Source organism: Streptomyces sp. NPDC001493, assembly GCF_053597235.1.
The window spans coordinates 46,079-67,533 of the sequence record NZ_JBSFHV010000008.1 but is presented as its reverse complement, the minus strand read 5'-3'; the positions used below and the strand labels follow the sequence as shown (position 1 = coordinate 67,533).

At 72.3% G+C, this 21,455-nt stretch carries 16 protein-coding genes; 4 read left to right on the top strand and 12 right to left on the bottom strand.

Features of this window, described 5'->3' with window-relative positions:
- Nucleotides 1-17: 17 nt before the first annotated feature.
- Entirely contained in the window at nt 18-929 is a 912-nt protein-coding gene (locus tag ACWCWD_RS14035; RefSeq protein WP_450772803.1) for an FUSC family protein, read from the bottom strand.
- Nucleotides 930-1,080: 151 nt separating this feature from the next.
- Here ACWCWD_RS14035 and ACWCWD_RS14030 point away from each other — a divergent pair, with 151 nt between their 5' ends.
- Nucleotides 1,081-2,340: an amidohydrolase gene (locus ACWCWD_RS14030; RefSeq protein ID WP_450772802.1), complete on the top strand. Its 1,260-nt coding sequence runs from the start codon at nt 1,081-1,083 to the stop codon at nt 2,338-2,340.
- A 38-nt stretch (nt 2,341-2,378) separates the two neighbouring features.
- Here the strand turns inward: ACWCWD_RS14030 and ACWCWD_RS14025 are convergent, their stop codons facing one another.
- The 3 genes from ACWCWD_RS14025 to ACWCWD_RS14015 all read right to left on the bottom strand — a co-directional run bounded on the left by ACWCWD_RS14025 (nt 2,379) and on the right by ACWCWD_RS14015 (nt 4,466).
- Nucleotides 2,379-2,918, bottom strand: a complete 540-nt coding sequence (locus tag ACWCWD_RS14025) for a hypothetical protein (RefSeq protein ID WP_450772801.1) — start codon at nt 2,916-2,918, stop codon at nt 2,379-2,381.
- Complete coding sequence (locus ACWCWD_RS14020; RefSeq protein ID WP_450772800.1) at nt 2,915-3,619, bottom strand: hypothetical protein; 705 nt, start codon at nt 3,617-3,619, stop codon at nt 2,915-2,917. Before ACWCWD_RS14020 ends, ACWCWD_RS14025 begins: the two co-directional genes overlap by 4 nt.
- A 163-nt stretch (nt 3,620-3,782) precedes the next feature.
- Nucleotides 3,783-4,466, bottom strand: a complete 684-nt coding sequence (locus tag ACWCWD_RS14015; RefSeq protein WP_450772798.1) for a TetR/AcrR family transcriptional regulator — start codon at nt 4,464-4,466, stop codon at nt 3,783-3,785.
- A gap of 15 nt (nt 4,467-4,481) precedes the next feature.
- On the opposite strand from ACWCWD_RS14015, the gene ACWCWD_RS14010 reads away from it, so the two are divergent.
- The gene (locus ACWCWD_RS14010) at nt 4,482-5,324 is read left to right on the top strand and encodes an SDR family oxidoreductase (RefSeq protein WP_450772797.1); all 843 of its coding nucleotides are present in this window, start codon (nt 4,482-4,484) and stop codon (nt 5,322-5,324) included.
- Between the two features lie 56 nt (nt 5,325-5,380).
- On the opposite strand, the gene ACWCWD_RS14005 is transcribed toward ACWCWD_RS14010, so the two are convergent.
- The 7 genes from ACWCWD_RS14005 to ACWCWD_RS13975 form a co-directional block, all read right to left on the bottom strand.
- Nucleotides 5,381-7,747 (bottom strand): Tox-REase-5 domain-containing protein, encoded by a 2,367-nt coding sequence (locus ACWCWD_RS14005; protein ID WP_450772796.1) that lies wholly within the window; start codon nt 7,745-7,747, stop codon nt 5,381-5,383.
- Nucleotides 7,748-8,135: 388 nt separating this feature from the next.
- Nucleotides 8,136-9,728, bottom strand: a complete 1,593-nt coding sequence (gene serA, locus ACWCWD_RS14000; RefSeq protein ID WP_450772795.1) for a phosphoglycerate dehydrogenase — start codon at nt 9,726-9,728, stop codon at nt 8,136-8,138.
- Nucleotides 9,729-10,060: 332 nt separating this feature from the next.
- Nucleotides 10,061-11,062, bottom strand: coding sequence for a ketol-acid reductoisomerase (gene ilvC, locus ACWCWD_RS13995; protein WP_450772794.1), 1,002 nt, complete (start codon nt 11,060-11,062; stop codon nt 10,061-10,063).
- Nucleotides 11,063-11,198: 136 nt separating this feature from the next.
- Nucleotides 11,199-11,726 (bottom strand): acetolactate synthase small subunit, encoded by a 528-nt coding sequence (ilvN, locus tag ACWCWD_RS13990; RefSeq protein WP_386886297.1) that lies wholly within the window; start codon nt 11,724-11,726, stop codon nt 11,199-11,201.
- A gap of 22 nt (nt 11,727-11,748) precedes the next feature.
- Nucleotides 11,749-13,605, bottom strand: coding sequence for an acetolactate synthase large subunit (locus ACWCWD_RS13985; RefSeq protein ID WP_450772792.1), 1,857 nt, complete (start codon nt 13,603-13,605; stop codon nt 11,749-11,751).
- A gap of 202 nt (nt 13,606-13,807) precedes the next feature.
- Nucleotides 13,808-16,648: a putative bifunctional diguanylate cyclase/phosphodiesterase gene (locus tag ACWCWD_RS13980; protein WP_450772791.1), complete on the bottom strand. Its 2,841-nt coding sequence runs from the start codon at nt 16,646-16,648 to the stop codon at nt 13,808-13,810.
- A gap of 353 nt (nt 16,649-17,001) precedes the next feature.
- A complete protein-coding gene (locus ACWCWD_RS13975) occupies nt 17,002-17,952 on the bottom strand; it encodes a 2-hydroxyacid dehydrogenase (protein ID WP_450772789.1) in 951 nt (316 codons plus the stop codon).
- 310 nt (nt 17,953-18,262) lie between these two features.
- On the opposite strand from ACWCWD_RS13975, the gene ACWCWD_RS13970 reads away from it, so the two are divergent.
- Nucleotides 18,263-19,255 carry an aldo/keto reductase gene (locus tag ACWCWD_RS13970; RefSeq protein ID WP_390962608.1) on the top strand — a complete coding sequence of 331 codons (993 nt, stop codon included), beginning with the start codon at nt 18,263-18,265 and terminating at the stop codon, nt 19,253-19,255.
- A gap of 286 nt (nt 19,256-19,541) precedes the next feature.
- Nucleotides 19,542-20,756, top strand: coding sequence for a PQQ-dependent sugar dehydrogenase (locus ACWCWD_RS13965; RefSeq protein WP_450772788.1), 1,215 nt, complete (start codon nt 19,542-19,544; stop codon nt 20,754-20,756).
- 48 nt (nt 20,757-20,804) lie between these two features.
- On the opposite strand, the gene ACWCWD_RS13960 is transcribed toward ACWCWD_RS13965, so the two are convergent.
- Entirely contained in the window at nt 20,805-21,425 is a 621-nt protein-coding gene (locus ACWCWD_RS13960) for a hypothetical protein (protein WP_450772786.1), read from the bottom strand.
- Nucleotides 21,426-21,455 lie beyond the last annotated feature (30 nt).

Genomic DNA, 21,455 nt, shown 5'->3' with positions numbered 1-21,455 from the left:
CCGGAGGGGCGGGGCGGTCACGCCCGGCGCATCCAGGCGGCCGTCGCCCAGGTGAGGGCGAGCGCGAGGGCCGCCCCGAGCGCGGTCATCTCGACCCGCTGGAGCGCGACGGGGAACGTGGCCCCGGCCCTGCCGCTGGAGAAGAGCAGGAGGACGGTGGGGGTCAGGAACACCGCGTAGAGGAAGTCGTCGGGGAGCATCGCGTAGGCGACGGTGAACACCGCGCACACGGCCGCCAGGGCCAGGCAGACGGCCGAGGGGGCGGCGGCCACGGCGGCGACGGCGACCAGCGCGCCCGCGCCGGTGCCCAGCGCGCGGTGGACGACCCGCTGACGCGTCGCGGCGGTGCCCGGAACCAGTACCAGGCAGAGCGTCAGCACGGCCCAGTTCCCTCGCGGCAGATCCAGGGCGCGGCCGGCGACGATGAGGACGGCGCAGCCCGCGGCCAGCTCGAAGGCGTTCCATGCGGCGTCCCGGACGGGGGCCGGGTCGGCGGGGACGCGCATCCGCGTCAGCCGGGCCGCGAGGATCACGATCGCGGCACCCAGCCAGGTCGCCGCCGCGATCGCCGCCGGGTTCCCGGGGGCCAGGGCCGCGTAGAGCACGAGGTTGGAGGGCAGCAGGGCGGCCGCTCCCACACTGCGCCGGTTGACCAGGCCCTGCGCCGCGCAGGCGACCACGACCGCGGCGACCAGCAGGGGCGTGTTCCCGCCGACGAGGGTGCCCACGGCGGCGGCGAGACCGGCGGACAGGCCGATCAGACACTGGTCCGTCAGGGGCAGGCGGCCGGCGGCGACGGTCATGAACGTCATGCCGAGGTAGACGGCCAGGGCGGTGCCACCGTCGAACAGCCACCACGCGGCGCCGACGAAAACGGCCGCGAGCAGCACGAGGGCGGCGGCCTTCGCCAGTAGCCCCGGTGGCGGCATCCGGAGCCCCCTGTGGACACCATTCATATAGATACGAAGTAGCGCTTTTCGTACCGCGCCGCATCACGGCAGCAGCCCTCGGGCCGTGTCCGACCACGCGCCCGCCCGACGGGAAGGGGCGGACACGGCCAAGCACCGACCGGGAGACACCATGCAGGCATCCATCTCCGTGACCGGTCCGGCGGATCCGTCGGACCTGGCGGATCTCTACCGGGATCTGCACGCACACCCGGAACTGGCCTTCCAGGAGACCCGCACCGCCAGGATCGTCGCCGGACGGCTGCGTGCCCTGGGCTGTGAGACCTTCACGGGCATCGGCGGTACGGGGGTCGTCGGCGTCCTGCGCAACGGGGAGGGGCCCACCGCGCTGCTGCGCGCGGACATGGACGCGCTGCCGGTGCGGGAGCAGACGGGCCTGCCGTACGCGAGCACCGCTCACGGCGCCGGCCCCGACGGCGACAGCGTGCCGCTCATGCACGCCTGTGGTCACGACATGCACGTCGCCTGTCTGCTGGGGGCCGCGGCGTCCCTGGCCGGCGACCGCTCGGGCTGGCAGGGCACCGCCCTGCTGGTCTTCCAGCCCGCCGAGGAGACCGGCCGCGGGGCGCAGGCGATGATCGACGACGGCCTCTTCGAGCGGTTCGGCCGTCCGGTCGTCGTCCTGGGCCAGCACGTGTCGCCGCTGCCGGCCGGGGTCATCGGCCTGCGTCCGGGACCGGCGTTCGCCGCCTCCGACTCGCTCTCCGTCGTCCTGCACGGCCGGGGCGGCCACGGGTCACGGCCCGAGACGACCGTCGACCCGGTCGTCATGGCCGCCGCGACCGTCCTGCGGCTCCAGGGCATCGTCTCCCGCGAGGTGGCCGCCTCCTCCACCGCGGTGGTGACCGTCGGAGCCCTCCACGCGGGCAGCCGCGGCAACATCATCGCCGACCGGGCCGAGCTCTCCTTGAGCGTGCGGACCTTCGACCAGCCCGTCCGCGACCGCGTTCTGGCCGCTGTCGACCGCGTCGTGCGGGCGGAGGCCGCCGCTTCGGGTGCTCCCACCGACCCGGACATCACCGTGACCGAGTCCTTCCCCGCCGTCGTCAACGATCCCGACGCGTGCGCCTTCACGGAGCAGGCCCTCACCGCCGCCCTCGGCCTCGTGGTCGACCCCGGCCCCGTCACCGGCAGCGAGGACGTCGGCGTCCTGGCCCAGGCCGCCGGTGCCCCCTGCGTGTACTGGCTCCTCGGCGGTGCCGACCCCGCCGCCTTCACCGACGCGAAGGACCTGGCCGCGATCGAGGCGGTCGTCCTCGGCCTGCCCAACAACCACTCACCGCACTACGCACCGGTCGTCGAACCCACCCTGACCGCGGGCGTCAAAGCGCTCACCGCCGCGGCCCGTGCCTGGATGCCCGCGCCTTCCTGACCGCCGGCCGCCCGCGCCTTCCGTCCCCGGACCGCCGATCAGCCGTTGCCCCGGTCCGCCTCGCCCCGCTCCACCTCGACGACGGGCTCCCCGCTGACCAGCGCGACCATCACCAGGGGAGCGTCCCCGTCGCTGTGGCCGACGCTCACGCCCACCCACCGCTCGCGGCCGGGCAGCGGCCCCCAGACGCTGAGGTCGCCGTAGCAGTCCTGGCCGACCAGGGCCGCGTGGAGGGCGGGCAGGGGCAGCCCGGCCTGCCGGCGGAACAGCGCGGGGTGCATCGCCACCCGGCTGTGCGGCCCCCACCGGACGTCCAACTCCGCTACGAGCGCTTCGAGTTGCCGCCGGGCAGCATCCTCCGCGTCGGTCCAGTCGCTCCCGTACACGCCGGTGAGGTCGTCGCTCTCCCAGAGCGGGACAATCCGGAAGCCCGCCCCGGCGGTCGCCCGCCACTCCCCCGTCACCGGGTCGCCCTCGCCGAGGGTGGGCCCCGCGGCCGGTACGGGCCCCGCCGCCAGCGCCGTCACCTCGGCCACGGCCCGCCCGGTGTCGAAGGGCTCCCCGGCGCGGACGCTCACAGCACCGCCCGGTCCAGCGGGCGGGGCAGCGGCCGGAGCGCCCCGGCCGCGCTCAGCGCCTCGTACGCGGCGACCACCTCGTCCGTACCGCCGAGGGCGAGCAGGAGACCCCCGCCGGGCAGCTCCTCCCGGTCCTTCTCGATCCCGTCCGGGACCAGGGCGGCCCGCACGGGAGAGAGGTAGGCGTACCGGCCCACGACCGGGTCGCCGACCGTGTAACCGGCCTCGTCCTCCAGGGTGTCGAGGAGGTCGTCGTCGCTGACGTCCCCGAAGTCCGGCTGCCAGGCGCCCGCGAGGGCGGCGAGCAGTTCGCCCTCGGGCACCTCGGCGCCGTCCGGTGCGTCGACGGCCGCCACCACGGACTGGAGCAGGAACTCCGGCGCACCGCCCGCGAGTCCGCTGATCTCTACCCGAACTCCGTTGGCCGGGGCCGCGATCAGCCGCAGGCCGGTGCCGACCCGGTCGGACCAGTCGTCGGCGGTGCGCGCCTCCCGCAGCACCTCGGCCAGCGGTTCCCGCCCCGGGGCGAGCGGGGCGTCGTCGGCGCCGGACGCCCGGACGCGCCGCCACGCCCAGCCGGGCCCGGCCGCCGCTCCCCCGAGCACCGCGGCCACCTGCTGGAGCGTCAACTCCCAGCGCTCGGCGAGCTCTTCGACGGTTTCCACCCGTGGGCCCCAGAAGCCCCGCACCACACGCCGCATCCGCTTCCTCCACAGCCGGTTCCCGAGGCGTCGCCCCGTGCCCCGACGCCGCTCGCGTCAGCAGGCTAGCGCCTGGGACGGGTGGGCGCGGTCCGGCCGCTCACCGAGCCTCCGGACCGCCGGGGCGTCGAGGAGGCCCTGCGCGCCGCGCGACCTCGGGCGATCAGGCACGCAACAGGTCCAGGACACGGCCCAGTTGCTCGGTGAAATCGCGCTGGAAGTCTGGATCCTCCGCGCCACTGCCGAAAATGCGGTGCACCGTTCCCGGCATCAGGTGCGGCGCCATGACGAGCGCATGGGACAGCAGCATGATCATGGCCGGACTGACAGCATCGTTCAGTTCGCCCTCGGCCTGACGGCGTTCGATGTCAGCGAGGTCCTCCGCCATCGGCTCGGTCGCCTCGGGGCGCCCCGTCAACTCCGACCACGCCTCCAGGCGCACACCGCGCGGATCCGAGAAGTTGCTGCGAAGGTAGCCGAGGACAAGCTCGCCGTAGGGCAGTGCGGGGTCCTGCAACTCGGCCTCGCTCTGCCGCCACTGGCGGCCCAGCTCCTCGTGGATTCCACTCTTGCCGCCGAAGTAGTAGTTGATCAGCTGCTTGTTGACGCCCGCACGGTCGGCGATCTCCTGCACCCGGGCCCCGGCATACCCCTTTTCCGCGAAGACGTCCTTCGCGGCCTCCAGGAGTCGGGCCCGGGAGGCTTCGGCCGCTGCGGCTGTTCCGTCGGCGGCCCGGCGCCGTGCAGGAGGATTCATGGGCGCAAGGATATCTCCGCAGGCCAGCACGTCAACCATCCGGATGATTGACAAATTCATCCAGATGGTTGATTTTGGGTTCAGCTTCACGAAGAGGAGAGAACCTTGATCCTGATCACCGGGGCGACCGGCACCGTCGGCCGCCCCCTCGTGGCGGAGCTCGCCGCCGGCGGCCATGCCGTCCGCGCCCTCACCCGCTCCCCAGGCTCCGCCCGCTTCCCGGAAGGCGTCGAACCCTGCGACAGCGCACGCCCCGATCTGGACGGTGTCACGGCGGTGTTCGTGAACCCGGCGGCCCTGTGGACGAACGAACGGTCCCTGCTCGACGCCGTGGAAGCGGCGGGGGTGAGGCGGGTGGTCACGCTGTCCTCCTCGTCCGTGCTCACAGGAGACAGCCATCACGCCGTGGCGGAACGCCACCGGGAGCTGGAAACCGCCGCCGAGTCGATCGCCCCCGAGTTCGTCCATCTGCGTCCCGACGCTTTCGCCGCCAACGCCCGGCAGTGGATCGGACAGATCGAGGCCGGTGACACGATCGTGGGCCCCTACGCCCGGGCCGTCACCGCCCCCGTCCACGAGGACGACATCGCCTCGATCGCCGCACGTGCTCTGACGGGGCTAGTCCCGTCCGGTGAGGCTCCGGTCCTGACCGGGCCCCAGGCGCTGACCTTCGCGGAGCAGGTACGCGTCCTCGGCTCAGTCCTCGACCGCCCCCTGCGCTACGAGGAGATTCCGCACGGGGCCGCCCGGGACGCGATGCTCTCCACTCGCTGGATGACCGAGGAGATCGCCGACTCCTTGCTCGGCTACTTCGCGTCGTGCGTGACGACCCCGACACCCGTGTCCCCTGACCTGGAGCGCATCCTCGGCCGCCGCGGTCGGTCGTTCGAGGAGTGGGCGACGGACCACGCGGCAGACTTCCGTCAGACCGTGTCCGGTGATTCCTGAAGCGTGTCGCGGAAGTCCCGCTTTCCGGGCGGACGGCGCTCCTTTCGCGACGCGCTTCAGTCGAACGCCCCCGGCTTCCGTGCGCTGTCGATCGGCTTCTGGGCGGTGTGCACCACCTTGATCGGCAGTCCCTCCTCGCGGAAGGCGGCGCGGGCGGCCTTGGCCACGTCCGGGTCGGAGAAGTGCCATTCGACCGCGCGCCCTCCGGACGCCTCCACCTGGGCGCGGGCCTCCGCGATGAACTTCTCCTTGCCGGACGAGGTGAGAGCCGTCTTCCCCGGCTTGGCGAGGTAGCTGGTGTAGCCGTTCTTGGCCTCCAGGAAGGTCTGGCGGCTGGAGTCCCAGCCGTCGTACTCGACCGCCGGCCTGCCCTCCTTGGGGCTGGGCACGACGTACTCCCGGCCCCGGACCGTGCCGGTGACCTGCTCCTGGTAGCGGAGCCAGGACTCGTTGGTCCAGTTGGGCTGGGGGTTGCGGTCGCGGCTCGCCCAGTAGCCGTCGCCGAGGTCGGCGGAGCCCAGCTCGGGGTCGTTCAGGTCCTTCGCCCAGGGCGCCGGTTCGTAGTTGCGCGGGTCCGAGGTGTCGCCGTGGCGGGGCTCCGGGTACTGCTTCAGGTCCTCGGCCGCCTTGCGGGCGCGCTCGGGCTCCTCCAGCCGCTTCTTCTCCAGTGCGGCGGCGCGGGCGTCGGCACGGGCCTTCTCCGCCGCCTCCTTGGCGGCCGTGTCGCAGCCGCCGTCCGCGAGGACGATCCGGCCGCCGGAGCCCGCCGCGAGGATGCCGGTGCCCGAGCCGGCGACCCCGCCTGCCCCCGGGTTCCCGCCTCCCCCGGAGTCCCCGTCTCCCCCGACGCGTACGAGCGGCGGTCCGGAGGCGATGACGCAGCCGGTCTTGCGCGCCGCGTCCTCCGCCTTGTCCGCGGCCTCGTCGGCCTCCCTGGCCGCCTTGCTCAGCGCGTCGAGGTCGCCCGCCTCGGCCGCTTTGGCCGCCCGCCGGGCCGCCGCGCCGGCGTCCCCGGCCGCCTCGGCCACCTCTTCGGCGGCCTTGCCGATCTTGCCGAGTTCGCCGACCTTTCCGGCGACCTTGCCGACGTCGTACCCCGGGATGAAGAGCGAGCCGACGTTCCACAGCACGTCGGTGACGGCCCGCGTCTTCTCCCCGTTGTTCCACCGGTCGCGCACCTCGTCGCCGACGAACACGGTGTCGCCGACGCTGACGACGGTGTTGACCGAGGCCTTGCCCCAGTCGAAGACCGCGCCCAGGTAGTCCCCGTCGCCCCACTTGCCCGAGGCGTCCTTGGAGTCCTGCGTCCACTGGTGGCCCAGCTGCTTGCCGTAGTCGGCGATGCCGGACCAGGTCTCCGGCTTGACGAGGCTGACGATGCCGGTGACGTCACCCCACACGCCGTCGACCGCGACGCCCTTGACCACCTGGGTGGTCTGGTCCCAGGCGCAGCCGAAGAATCCCCAGCCGCCGCAGTCCTTGTCGTCCTTGCCGTCGGAGTCGGATCCCGGGGCGGGATCGGAGTCGGTGGCCGTGACCGGGGTGTCGTAGGCGGCCTCCGGCTCCTCGCTCGTCTCGGGGTACGTGTCGGTGCTGCCGGACGTCCCGCCGGAAGTGCCGCCGGCCGTCCCGCCGGTGGAACCTCCCGACGTGGAGCCCCCGGTCGACGAACCCCCGGTGGTCGTGGTGCCGCCCGTCGTCGTGGTGCCGCCGTCCGAGCCGGTGCCGCCGGTGGTGGTCGAGGAGCCTTCGCCGGTGGAGCCCGTACCGCCGCTCCCGTCCGTACCGGCGCTCCCGTCCGTACCGGCGCTTCCGCCCGTACTGCTGCCCGCCTCCACCGAGCCGCTGCCGGAGACGGGGCAGGAGGAGCCGGTGAGGGAGCAGATCGCGGACTGGAGGCCCCCGGTGATCCGGCCGCCCAGGCCGGTGGCCGTGAGCGCCCCGATGAGCGCGACGACGATGAGGACCAGGCCCAGGTACTCCAGCGCGGTCTGGCCCCGGTCGCGGCGCCAGGTGATCAGGTGCGGGAAGGAGAACTCCGGCTTCTCCGCGCGCCGACCGGGCGGCAGCAGGAACCACTCCCGGCTCCGCCGCCGGAAGAGCAGGATCAGGACGGTGACGGGGACGAGGAGTTGGGTGACACCGTGCGGCGAACCGTCGGCGAGGTTCGCGAGGCCCCCGGCCGCCAGCCAGAGCTGGAGAGCGGTCAGCGCCCACCGGAGGCCGTTGCCGCCCTCGTGGAGCCGGCGCGAGAGCCACCAGGCCAGCACCCCGGGCAGGGCCGCCCAGACCGCGACGCCGAGGAGTTCGCCGCCCACCGCGTCCACCGCGAACGCCGAGCCGAACAGGCCGAGCGCACCCACCGCGGTCGCGGCGGCCAGCACCAGGAGGAGGATCTGCGCCAGCACGAGGGCGCGCGGCATCGGCTGTCTGCCACCGGGCGCCGGAGCGGCCCCTCCGCCAACGGATATCCCACCGACTGCCGACATGCTGACCCCAACCCCCGGTGCCCGTACGCGACACGACTGCCGCACACGCTAGGGCGGGGCGGCGACGGAGTCGTGGGCCCCAGGACCCAACTCCGGGCCCATATCGGACTATTCAACCGACGGGCCAGTACGGGAGCGGGCGGCAGGCAGTACCGGAGCAGGCGACGGGCGGTACGGCAGCGGCCGACTTGGCAGTACGGGAGCAGGGAGCAGCCGGGGCGGTACGGGAGCGGCTGCGGCGACGACAAAGCACCCGGGGCCCGGACGTCCGTGGTGGACGTACGGGCCCCGGGTGCGAAGGTCACACGGTGCGGGAAGCTGCTCAGGCGACGAGGTTCACCGAGCGGGCCGTGGCGGCCCCGATCTCCTCGGAGATCTCGTTCAGCACCGGCTGCGGGACGGTGTCGTCGACGGTGAGGACGACGAGCGCCTCGCCGCCCACGTCCGCGCGCGAGACCTGCATGCCCGCGATGTTCAGGCCGGCCTCGCCGAGGATGCGGCCGACGGTGCCGACGACACCGGGACGGTCCTGGTAGCGCAGGACGACCATGTGGTCGGCGAGCGCCAGGTCGACGTCGTACTCACCGATGGCGACGATCTTCTGGAGGTGCTTGGGGCCGGCCAGCGTGCCGGAGACCGAGACCTCCTCGCCGCCCGAGAGGGTGCCGCGCACGGTGACGACGTTGCGGTGCTCGGCCGACTCGGAGCTGGTGGTGAGGCGGACCTCGACACCGCGCTCCTGCGCGAAGAGCGGGGCGTTGACGTAGCTGACGGTCTCGTCGACGACGTCCTCGAACACGCCCTTGAGCGCGGAGAGTTCGAGCACCTTCACGTCGTGCTGGGTGATCTCGCCGTAGACCTCGACGTCGAGCCGGGCCGCGACCTCGCCCGCGAGGGCGGTGAAGATGCGGCCGAGCTTCTCGGCGAGCGGCAGGCCCGGGCGCACGTCCTGCGCGATGACGCCGCCCTGGACGTTGACCGCGTCCGGCACCAGCTCGCCGGCGAGCGCGAGGCGCACCGACTTGGCGACGGCGATGCCCGCCTTCTCCTGGGCCTCGTCCGTGGAGGCGCCGAGGTGCGGGGTGCAGACGACCTGGTCGAACTGGAAGAGCGGGGAGTCCGTGCAGGGCTCCTTGGCGTACACGTCGAGGCCGGCTCCGGCGACGCGGCCCTCCTTGAGGGCGGAGGCGAGCGCCTCCTCGTCCACGATGCCGCCGCGGGCCGCGTTGACGATGCGCACCGAGGGCTTCACCTTGTGCAGGGCCTCGTCGCCGATGAGACCGACGGTCTCGGGCGTCTTGGGCAGGTGCACGGTGATGAAGTCGGAGACCTCCAGCAGCTCGTCCAGGCTGAGGAGCTTGACGCCCATCTGCGCGGCGCGGGCCGGCTGCACGTAGGGGTCGTACGCGACGATCTTCATGCCGAAGGCGGACATGCGCTGGGCGACCAGCACGCCGATGCGGCCGAGGCCGACGACGCCGAGGGTCTTCTCGCTGAGCTCGACACCCGTGTACTTGGAGCGCTTCCACTCGCCGTTCTTCAGGGCGGTGTTGGCCTGCGGGATGTGGCGGGCGGTCGCGACCAGCAGACCGCAGGCGAGCTCGGCGGCGGTGACGATGTTGGAGGTCGGCGCGTTGACGACCATCACGCCGGCCTTGGTGGCGGCGGAGACGTCGACGTTGTCCAGACCGACACCCGCACGGGCCACGACCCGGAGCTTCTTCGCCGCGGCGATGGCCTCGGCGTCGACCTTCGTGGCGGAACGCACCAGGATCGCGTCGACATCGGCGATGGCCGGGAGCAGTTCGGCGCGGTCGGCGCCGTTGCAGTGCCGGATCTCGAAATCCGGTCCCAGGGCGTCGACCGTGGCGGGCGACAGCTCTTCGGCGATGAGTACGACAGGTTTCGAGCTCACGTGTGTCCTCACAAATCCAGTGCGGACGGCCGTCCCGACGGCCGCAGGCGGTGGAGGCTAGCCGCGTGGAAGACGCACGACACTGTGGGCCTGACGCGTATATGTGTTGAGCAGTGTAGTCATGCGCCGGGGCAATGAGTGCTCCCCGGTGGAAGGATCACCCTGACGAGAATGGACGGCCTGTACATACGTACGACCGCGACCTCTCGGCGGGACCCTTCCGGTCTGCGTTCGATCGTTCATCCGTCGCGCCCGTGGCGCCCCGCAGTGACACGCGGCCGGGCGAAGCACCGCCGGGCGGGCCCCGAAGAGCCCGCCCAGCGGTCGGAGGCTTACGCCTCCTCGTCGTTCACCCAGCTCATGAGCTTGCGGAGTTCCTTGCCCGTGGTCTCCAGCAGGTGGTCGCTGTCGGCCTTCTTGTACTCGTTGTACTTGGGCAGACCGTTGTGGTACTCGGCCATCCAGTTCTTGGCGAAGGTGCCGTCCTGGATCTCGGCGAGGACCTTCTTCATCTCGGCCTTGGTGGCGTCCGTGATGATGCGCGGGCCGGTGATGTAGTCGCCCCACTCGGCGGTCTCCGAGATGGACCAGCGCATCTTCTCCAGGCCGCCCTCGTACATGAGGTCGACGATGAGCTTCAGCTCGTGGAGGCACTCGAAGTACGCGATCTCCGGCTGGTAACCAGCCTCGGTCAGGGTCTCGAAACCGGCCTTGACCAGGGCGGCGGTGCCACCACAGAGGACGGCCTGCTCGCCGAAGAGGTCGGTCTCGGTCTCCTCGGTGAAGGTCGTCTTGATGACGCCGGCGCGGGTGCCGCCGATGCCCTTGGCGTAGGACAGCGCCAGCTCCAGGCCCTTGCCCGACGGGTCCTGCTCGACGGCCACGATGCACGGAACGCCGCGGCCCTCTTCGTACTGGCGGCGGACCAGGTGACCCGGGCCCTTGGGGGCGACCATGCAGACATCGACGTTGGCCGGCGGCTTGATGAAGTCGAAGCGGATGTTCAGGCCGTGCCCGAAGAACAGCGCGTCGCCGTCCTTGAGGTTGTCCTTGATGGACTCCTCGTAGACCTGGGCCTGGATCGGGTCCGGCACGAGGATCATGATGACGTCGGCCTCGGCCGCGGCCTCGGCCGGGGTGACCACGCGCAGACCCTGCTCCTCGGCCTTGGCCTTGGACTTGGAGCCCTCGTGCAGACCGACGCGGACGTCGACGCCGGAGTCGCGCAGCGACAGCGCGTGGGCGTGGCCCTGGCTGCCGTAGCCGATGACCGCGACCTTGCGGCCCTGGATGATGGACAGGTCTGCGTCGGCGTCGTAGAACAGCTCGGCCACTGGTGTTTCTCCTTGTGTGCAGGTGTTGCGTCCCACCGTACGGCGGGGGGCGCCGTGTACGTTCTCCGGTCTCGCCATCCGAGCGGCGAGACGGGGGCGGAGGGCCCGGGCTGTGCGCCGCGGGCCCCCCGAGGGGTCATGCGGTGCGGTCGAGAGCGCGCAGGGATCGGTCGGTGATCGAGCGCGCGCCGCGCCCTATGGCGATGGTGCCGGACTGGACGAGCTCCTTGATGCCGTACTGCTCCAGCATCTTGAGCATCGCGCTCAGCTTCTCGGCGCCTCCGGTCGCCTCGATCGTGACCGCCTCCGGGGAGACGTCCACGGTCTTGGCGCGGAACAGCTGGACGATCTCGACGATCTGCGAGCGGGTTTCGTTGTCCGCACGGACCTTCACCAGGACGAGCTCGCGCTGGATCGCAGCGCCGGGCTCCAGTTCGACGATCTTCAGGACGTTGACCAGCTTGTTGAGCTGCTTGGTCACCTGCTCCAGGGGCAGGTCCTCGACATTCACCACGATGGTGATGCGGGAGATGTCGGGGTGTTCGGTGGTCCCGACGGCGAGCGAGTCGATGTTGAACCCGCGTCGGGAAAACAGGGCGGTGATCCGGGCGAGGACACCGGGCTTGTTCTCGACCAGGACGGAGAGCGTGTGCTTGGTGGACATGGAGTCGGTCTCTCTCTGTCTCTCAGTCGTCTTCGTTGTCGCCGAAGTCGGGGCGGACGCCGCGGGCGGCCATGACCTCGTCGTTGGAGGTGCCGGCGGCGACCATCGGCCACACCATGGCGTCCTCGTGGACGATGAAGTCGACCACGACCGGGCGGTCGTTGATGGCGTTGGCCTCTTCGATGACCTTGTCCAGGTCGGCGGGGTCCTCGCAGCGGATGGCGTAGCAGCCCATCGCCTCGGACAGCTTGACGAAGTCCGGCACGCGGGTGCCCCGCTGCGGGACGCCGTCGGTGTCGGCTCCGCCGCTCAGCACGGTGTTGGAGTACCGCTGGTTGTAGAAGAGGGTCTGCCACTGGCGGACCATCCCGAGGACGCCGTTGTTGATGATGGCGACCTTGATCGGGATGTTGTTCAGGGCGCAGGTGGTGAGTTCCTGGTTGGTCATCTGGAAGCAGCCGTCGCCGTCGATGGCCCAGACGGGAGCGTCCGGGCGGCCGACCTTGGCGCCCATGGCGGCCGGGACCGCGTACCCCATCGTCCCGGCGCCGCCGCTGTTGAGCCAGGTGGCGGGCTTCTCGTACTGGATGAAGTGCGAGGCCCACATCTGGTGCTGGCCGACGCCCGCGGCGAAGATCGTTCCCTCGGGGGCCAGTTCACCGATGCGCTGGATGACCTGCTGCGGGGAGAGGCTGCCGTCCTCGGGCAGGTCGTAGCCGAGGGGGTAGGTCTCGCGCCAGCGGTTGAGGTCCTTCCACCAGGCGCTGTAGTCGCCGGTGTTGCCCTCGGTGTGCTCGGCCTGGACCGCCTGGACCAGGTCGGCGATGACCTCGCGGGCGTCGCCCACGATCGGCACGTCGGCGAGGCGGTTCTTGCCGATCTCGGCCGGGTCGATGTCGGCGTGGACGATCTTGGCGTACGGGGCGAAGCTGTCCAGCTTGCCGGTGACGCGGTCGTCGAAGCGGGCGCCGAGGGCGACGATCAGGTCGGCCTTCTGCAGCGCCGTGACGGCGGTGACGGAACCGTGCATGCCGGGCATGCCCACGTGCAGCGGGTGGCTGTCGGGGAAGGAGCCCAGCGCCATCAGGGTGGTGGTGACCGGGGCTCCGGTGAGCTCGGCGAGGACCTTCAGCTCGGCCGTGGCACCGGCCTTCATCACGCCGCCGCCGACGTACAGCACCGGGCGCTTGGCCTGGGTGATGAGCTTGGCGGCCTCGCGGATCTGCTTGGCGTGGGGCTTGGTGACCGGGCGGTAGCCCGGGAGGTCCTGGGTGGGCGGCCAGCTGAAGGTGGTCTGCGCCTGGAGGGCGTCCTTGGCGATGTCGACGAGGACGGGGCCCGGACGGCCGGTGGAGGCGATGTGGAAGGCCTCGGCGATGGTGTGCGGGATGTCGTCCGCGTTGGTCACCAGGAAGTTGTGCTTGGTGATCGGCATGGTGATGCCGCAGATGTCGGCTTCCTGGAAGGCGTCCGTGCCGATGGAGGCCGTGACGACCTGACCGGTGATCGCGACGATCGGCACGGAGTCCATGTGCGCGTCGGCGATCGGGGTCACCAGGTTGGTGGCGCCGGGGCCGGAAGTGGCCATGCAGACGCCCACCTTGCCGGTGGCCAGCGCGTAGCCGGAGGCCGCGTGACCCGCGCCCTGCTCGTGCCGGACCAGGACGTGGCGCACCCGGGTGGAGTCCATCAGCGGGTCGTAGGCGGGGAGAATGCAGCCGCCGGGAAGGCCGAATACCGTGTCGGCGCCGACTTCTTCGAGAGAACGGATGAGGGACTGCGCGCCCGTGACGTGCTCAACGATGGCGGACGGCTGTCCGCCGGTACGGGACCGCGACTGGGGGTGGTGGGCCCCGGTGGCCTGCTCGGTCATCGGCATTCTCTTCTCGAGGCTGAGGGTTTTGCGGGGTTTTGGGGAGTGCCAGTGCAACAAAAAACCCCTCGTGCCGTGAGGCAAGCGAGGGGAGCGCGCCGGTGCGGTAAGCGGAGTGTCGTGTGACCCCGCTTCAGCCGACGCGCTTTCCAAGTACGAGAATTCGGGTGCGCATGGCATTGACCCTCTCTCCGGCACGCCGACCGTGTCAAGCGGGTGGGACGGACGTCTCATCATGTGAGCCGCCCAACCGGGGCGGCGAACCCCCGGCGAGTACGGGCTGAGCTGCCGGTACTCCGGGTACGGGGAATTGTCCGCGGCGCAGCGCGTGGCGCAGCCGGTACTCGTCCAGCGGCCCCGAGAAGGCCATCCCCTGGCCGTGGGTGCACCCCATGGCCCGCAGTGCGAGCACCTGCTCCGGGACGTCGACGCCGTCCGCCACGGACTGCATCCCCAGGTCGCAGGCGATCCGCAGCAGCCCGCTGGTGATCTTGTGCAGCCGGGCCGACTCGACCACGCCCTCGACGAGGCCCCGGTCGAGTTTGAGTACGTCGATGGGGAGGCGGCGCAGCGCGTTGATGGCGGCGTATCCGCTGCCGAAGCCGTCGAGCGCGATGCGGACACCGAGGCGGCGCAGGGCCACCAGGCGGCGTTCGAGTTCGTCGAAGGAGATCCTCGGGTCGCTGTCGCCCACTTCGATCATCAGGGCGCCGGAGGGCAGGCCGTGGCGGGTCAGCAGTGCCTCGACGGAGCCGAAGGGCAGGGCGTTGTCCAGCAGGCGCCCGGCGGAGAGCCGGACGGAGACGGAGACCGGGTACCCGGCCCGGGTGCGCTCGGCGGCCTGCTGGACGGCTTCCTCCAGCAGCCAGCGGCCGAGCTCGGCGGTGCGGTCGCCGTCGTCGGCGACGCGCAGGAACTCGGCGGGGGTGAAGAGGATGCCCTGGGCGGACCGCCAGCGGGCCTGCGCGGCGACCGCGGCGACGGTGCCGGAGGCGAGGTGCACCACGGGCTGGTGGAGCAGGGCGAACTCGCCGTCGCGCAGGGCGGTGCGCAGCCGGGCCGCGAGTTCGGAGCGGCGCACGACGTCGGCCTGCATCTGCGGGGCGTACAGCTCGACCCGGTCCTTGCCGGCGGCCTTGGCGCGGTACATCGCGAGGTCGGCGTTGCGCATGAGGTCGGTGGGGGTGATCCCGGGCTCGGCGAAGGCGACGCCGATGGAGGCCGCCACCCGCACCTCGCCGGTGCCGATGAGGTACGGCTGGGAGAGGGTGAGGCGCAGCCGGTCCGCGATCTCGTGGACCTGGTACTCCCGGGCGGCCTGGTCGCGGGTGCCGTCGCCGACGATCAGCGCGGCGAACTCGTCGCCGCCGAGCCTGGCCGCGGTGTCGGCGGCGCGGACGGAGTCGGCGAGCCGCTGGGCGGCCTGGACGAGGAGTTCGTCGCCGGCCTGGTGCCCGATGGTGTCGTTGACGGCCTTGAAGCCGTCGAGGTCGATGAAGAGCACGGCGGTGCCGACGTCTCCGGCCCGGCGTCCGCCGAGCGCCTGGCGCACCCGCGAGGTGAAGAGCGCCCGGTTGGGCAGGTCGGTGAGCGGGTCGTGTTCGGCGTTGTGCTGCAACTGTGCCTGGAGGCGGACGCGTTCGGTGACGTCGCGGCTGTTGAGCAGGAGGCCGCCGTGGTGGCGGTTGACGGTGGACTCGACGTTGAGCCAGTCCCCGGAGCCCGACCGGAAGCGGCACTCGATCCGGGTAGTGGGTTCCTCGGCGGGCGGGGCGGCGAGGAAGCGCCGCACCTGGTGGACGACTCTGCCGCGGTCGTCGGGGTGGATGATCGAGATGAGTTCGGTTTCGAGCAGGTCTTCCGCCGGGCAGCCGTACACTCCGGCCGCCGCCGGACTGACGTAGCGGAGTTTGCCGTTGGGGTCGGCGATCATGATGACGTCGCTGGAGCCCTGGACCAGGGAGCGGAAGTGGTTCTCCTGCTGGGCGAGTTCCTGGGTGAGGGTGAGGTTGTCCAGGAGCATGATCGCCTGGCGCAGCACGAGGGCCAGGACGACGGCGCAGCCGGTGACGACCACCACCCCGTCGACCCGGCGGCCCTCGACGACGTTGTACAGGATGCCGAGGGTGCAGACGGCGGCGGCGAGGTAGGGCGTGAGGGCGGCCAGTGATCCGGCGATCGGGCGGCTGGTGGTGCGCCCGGTCCGGCCGGGGCGTTCGGCGTACGCGGGGTGCCCGGGCGGTGCGGTCGTGTGGCGTACGCCCCAGGGCGCGTAGGCGAGCAGCAGTGAGCCGGCGAACCAGCCCGCGTCCAGGAGCTGGCCCGAGTGGTAGGTCGAGCGGAGCAGCGGGGAGGTGAACAGGGCGTCGCTGACGACGGTCAGGGCGAGTCCGGCGATGGCGGTGTTGACCGCCGAGCGGTTGGCGTTGTTCCGCCGGAAGTGCAGGGCCAGGACCATGGAGACGAGCACGATGTCGAGCAGCGGATAGGCCAGCGACAGTGCGGCGCGGGCGACGCTCTCCCCCTCGCCGACGACGTCGGTGGTGTGCGCGAGGGCGAGGCTCCAGGAGAGGGTGAGCAGCGATCCGCCGATGAGCCAGGCGTCCAGCACCAGGCAGACCCAGCCGGCCCGGGTGACGGGGCGCTTGGCGAGCACCAGGAGTCCGACGATCGCCGGCGGGGCGAAGCAGAGGAAGAAGAAGTCGGCGGCGGAGAGCGGCGGTACGTGCCCGTCGAGGACGACTTCGTACCAGCCCCAGACGGCGTTGCCGCAGGCGGCCATCGCGGAGGAGAACGAGAAGAGCAGCCAGGCGGCCCGGGAGGGCCGGCCGGCCGCGCCCGCGTACAGGAAGCAGGAGACGGAGGCGATGAGGGCCGCCAGGCTGAGGCCGAAGTCGCCCATGAAGAGCGCCAGTCGGGTCGAGCCCCAGCCGACAGCGGCACCGACCGCGTAGCCCGCGCAGACGACCGCGAGCAGGACCTGGGGCAGCACCCTCGCGCGGGCGGACACGGCCGGCCGGCGGGAGAGCGGGGCGTCCAGGGCACTCACCGGACCGACCCCCGGTCGGTGGCGGTCCGCCGCTCCGCCGCGCGAACCGCCGTCGCACTCCGGCCCGCAGACACACGGCGGAGCACCGGTCGCGACGGCGGACGACTGCGGCGCAGCGCTCGCGTCGAGGACCACTGTCGCCGGTTCCGCGTCCGTCCGTCCCGTTTTTGGCCGCACATCGCCCACTGCCCCCTCGCGTCCAGCTGCCCGCCCCGCCGCCGTCCTGCCACGGCGCAGCCCCCGCCTCTGGACGATACACCAGACTCGTCACGCAGGGCCATACTTCCTCTACTCTCCATGACGACCTGGGGTGTTGTGCGTACGGGGCGTGGTATCGCCGCTCCGGAGCGCCGTCAGCCGGTGGTGTGCACGACGTTGTGCACAGGCTCCCCCGCGGCGAACCGGGTCAGTTGACCGGCGATCAGCCGCTTGGCGCGCGGCAGGAACGCGGAGGTGCTGCCTCCCACGTGCGGACTGATGAGGACGTGGGGAGCATGCCAGAGCGGGTGGCCCGCGGGCAGCGGTTCCGGGTCGGTGACGTCGAGTGCGGCCCGCAGCCGGCCCGACTCCAGTTCGGCCAGCAGTGCCTTGGTGTCCACGACGGGGCCCCGGGCCACGTTCACCAGCAGGGCGCCGTCCGGCATCGCCGCCAGGAAGGCGGCGTCGACCAGCCCTCGCGTGGACGGGTTCAGCGGGGTCGAGAGGATCACGACGTCCGCCTGCGGCAGCAGCGCGGGCAGTTGGTCGAGCGCGTGCACGGGCCCGCGCGCGGTGGTCCGGGCGGTGCGCGCGACACGCGCGATCCGCGCGCACTCGAAGGGCGCGAGCCGGTCCTCGATGGCCGAGCCGATGGAGCCGTACCCCACGATGAGCACCGACTTGTCGGCGAGCGACGGGTAGAAGCCCGACCGCCACTCCTCGGCGTCCTGGCCGCGCACGAACCCGGGTATGCCGCGCAGCGAGGCGAGGACCAGCGCGAGGGTGAGCTCGGCGGTGGACGCCTCGTGCACGCCCTTGGCGTTGCAGAGGCGCACGCCGGCGGGAAGCCCCGCGAGGGCGGGTTCCACGTGGTCGGTGCCGGCCGAGAGAGTCTGGACGACCTGCACGGCGCGCATCTCGGGGATCGGGCGGACGGACGTCTGCTGGCTCTTCGCGTACGGCACCACGTAGAAGGCGCACTGCGCCGGGTCGGCCGGGAACTCGGCTCCGCCGTCCCAGAAGTGGTAGGTGAGGCCCTCGGGGAGCCCCCGTATCTCGTCCGCGGGAAGCGGCAGCCACACGTCGGTGCGGGTCGTGGAAGTCATGCACCCGAGGCTATGCGAGGCGGTGGACGTCGTGCCGCGGAGGTTGTGCGGGGCCGGTGGACGCCATGTTCCTGAGGTTGCGCGGGGCCGGTGGACGCCAAGCTCCTGAGGTTGTGCGGGGCCGGTGGACGCCATGTTCCCGGGGTTGGAGGCGGCCCGTCGGGGCGCGCCGGTGAGGCGTCGGGGCGTCTTCGCGCGAAGCTGTCTTCCTGGCCGCGTGACGCAACGTGCTGATCCACTCCCTATCGTGGGACGAGCACGGGGCGGGCCCTGGGCGGTGCCGGACACGGCCGAGGGAGGGTTCGGGGAGTTGGAGCGCAGGACGATCGGTGGGGCGGCGCTCGCCGTGGGCGCGGTGGGGCTGGGCTGTATGCCGATGAGTTGGGGCTACAGCGCGTCACAGCGGCTCGGCGAACGCTCGGTGCGTACGGTGCACGCGGCTCTCGACGCGGGGGTCCGGCTGCTCGACACGGCGGACATGTACGGCCCGTTCACCAATGAGCTGTTGGTCGGGCGGGCGTTGAAGGGCCGCCGCGAGGACGCGTTCATCTCCACCAAGTGCGGGCTGCTGGTGGGGGATCAGCACATCGTGGCCAACGGCCGTGCCGGGTACGTGCGCAGGGCCTGCGACGCCTCGTTGAGGCGGTTGCAGACCGATGTGATCGACCTGTACCAGCTGCACCGCGCCGACCCGGAGGTGCCGGTGGAGGAGACCTGGGGCGCGATGGCGGAGCTGGTGACCGCCGGCAAGGTACGCGCGCTCGGGCTGTGCGCCGTGGGGGCGCGGGTGCCGCGCCGGTCCCGGGCGGGGCTGTACGACGCGACGATCCGGCAGCTGGAGCGGGTGCAGCAGGTCTTCCCGGTCAGCGCGGTCGAGGCCGAGCTGTCGGTCTGGTCGCCGGAGGCGTTGGTCTCCCTGCTCCCCTGGTGCACCGCGCGGGGGGTGGGGCTGCTGGCCGCGATGCCGCTGGGCAGCGGCTATCTCACGGGCACCCTGAAGCCGGGGCAGGGCTTCGAACCGGACGATCCCCGGGCCCGGCACCCCCGGTTCACCGCGGAGATGATGGCCGCCAACCAGCCGGTGGTGGCGGGGCTGCGCCGGGTCGCGCAGCGGCACGGGGCGACGCCCGCGCAGGTGGCGCTGGCGTGGGTGCTGCGGCAGGGCCCGCACGTGGTGCCGGTGCCGGGCGCCAAGCGGGAGGAGTGGGCGGTGGAGAACGCCGGGGCCGCCGCGCTGGCGCTCACCGACCGAGATCTGGCCGAGATCGCCGCGCTCCCGCCGGCCCTCGGCTCGTGGGACTGACGGCGACGGGGTCGGCTCTCGGGACCGACGGCGCGGCGCGGTTCGCACCCCGGCGGCGCGGGCGGAGCACGACCGGTTCGGCGTGACGCCGGACTACCCCGCACCGGTACGGGCACCATGGGCGGTGGGCGGTCCGCGGACGGGCGGCCCGGGAGCGGACGACGGGGCCCGGCGGGCCCGGAGAAGGATCGGTTCTGTGCGCGGTGCGGTGTTCGGATCACTCGGTGCGGTATTCCGACCGGTCGGTGAGGTATTCGGATCGGTCGGTTCGGTGTTCGGTCCGGTCGTGGCGGGGTTCGGATCGGTACGGGCCCGGGGCGCACGCGGCCCGGCGGCGGTGGCCCTCCTCTCGGCGGCGGCACTGGCGTTGACCGCCGGCTGCTCCTCGTCCTCGGGTGACCCGGGAGGTTCCGGGGCCTCCGGCACGACGGGCGCCACCACGGCCGCCTCACCGTCGGCCTCCCCCTCCCCCACGGTCTCGCTGCCGCCCGCCGAGGGCTCGGCGAAGGTCGTCTCCACCCTCACCACCGGCCTGGCCTCGCCCTGGGGGCTCGCGGTGCTGCCCGGCGGCGACCTGCTCGTCTCCTCGCGGGACGAGGGCACGGTGACCCGCGTCGACGCGAAGACCGGCGGCAAGACCCTGCTGGGCTCCGTCCCCGGGGTGTCGCCCGCCGGTGAGGGCGGGCTGCTGGGGCTCGCCGTCTCCGCGACGTACGGCGCCGACCACCAGGTGTACGCGTACTTCACCACCGAGTCCGACAATCGCATCGCCCGCATGGTGTACGACGAACGGCGGCCCGCCGGGGAGCAGTTGGGGGCGCCCGACACCATCCTGCGCGGCATCCCGAAGGGCGCGGTCCACAACGGCGGCCGGATCGCCTTCGGCCCGGACCGGATGCTGTACGCGGGCACCGGCGAGACCGGCGACGACGGGCTGGCCCAGGACGAGGACTCGCTGGCGGGCAAGATCCTGCGGATGACCCCGGACGGGGAGCCGGTGCACGGCAATCCGGAGGCGGACTCGGTCGTCTACTCCCCCGGTCACCGCAATGTGCAGGGGCTCGCGTGGGACGGCGAGAAGCGGCTCTGGGCCTCGGAGTTCGGCCAGGACACCTGGGACGAGCTGAACCTCATCGAGCCGGGCGGCAACTACGGCTGGCCCGAGGTGGAGGGGATCACGCCGAAGGGGACGGGCGGCGACTTCATCGACCCGGTCGCGCGGTGGAAGACGGCGGAGGCGTCGCCGAGCGGCATCGCGTACGCGAAGGGCTCGATCTGGATGGCGGGGCTGCGCGGGGAGCGGCTCTGGCGGATTCCGCTGAGCGGCTCGGCGAAGGAGCCCCTGGCGAAGCCGCAGGCGTTCCTGGAGGGGGCGTACGGCAGGCTGCGGACGGTGGCCGCGGCGGGCGGCGACAAGCTGTGGGTGGTGACCGGCAACACCGACGGGCGCGGCGACCCGAAGCCGGGCGACGACCGGATCCTGCTGGTGGAGGTCGAGTAGTGACCGGCCCTCCGGGGAGGGCCGGCCGCCACCCGTCCGCGGGCTCGGTCAGGTGCTCGGCAGTCCGACGATCAGGTCGAAGAACATGGCGATCGAGAGGACCAGCCCGATCGCGCCCAGCACCACGCCGCCGAGGGCGACGGAGCGGATCCAGGACGGCTGCGGGTGCGCGGAGGGCGTGCCGAAGGCGGGCCGCACCAGCACGAAGACGCCGACGAGCACGGCGAGGATCGCGAAGATGCCGTTGACGAGGGCGGTGGTGTGCCAGGAGTCGCCGTAGATCTCGGAGATCTGCTGGGCAGCGGTGCCGCCGTTGGAGGTCTTGATCTGGCCGATCAGGGTCTCGCGCTCGGAGGCGACCTTGCCGGTCCAGCCGCCGACCAGGCCGACCACGCCGAGGGCGGTCGAGACGACGGCCCCGGCTCCGGCGCCGATGCCCCGGGAGGCCGCGTCGTCGTCGAGGTCCTCGTCTTCGAGGCTCTCGTCCAGGTCCTCGAACTCCCCGAACGCGTCGGACTTGGTGAGGGCGTCCGACGGCCCGTTCTTCTCCCCGGTGGCCGGGGAGCCGCCCTCGGCCACACCGGCGGCGGCTTCGGACGTGGGCGGCTGCTCCTCGCGGTCGTCTTCGGCGGCAGGGGCGGTGGAGGTCTTGGCGGTGGAGGTGTTCATGCGCCGCACGCTAGGGGTCCTGTATGAGAA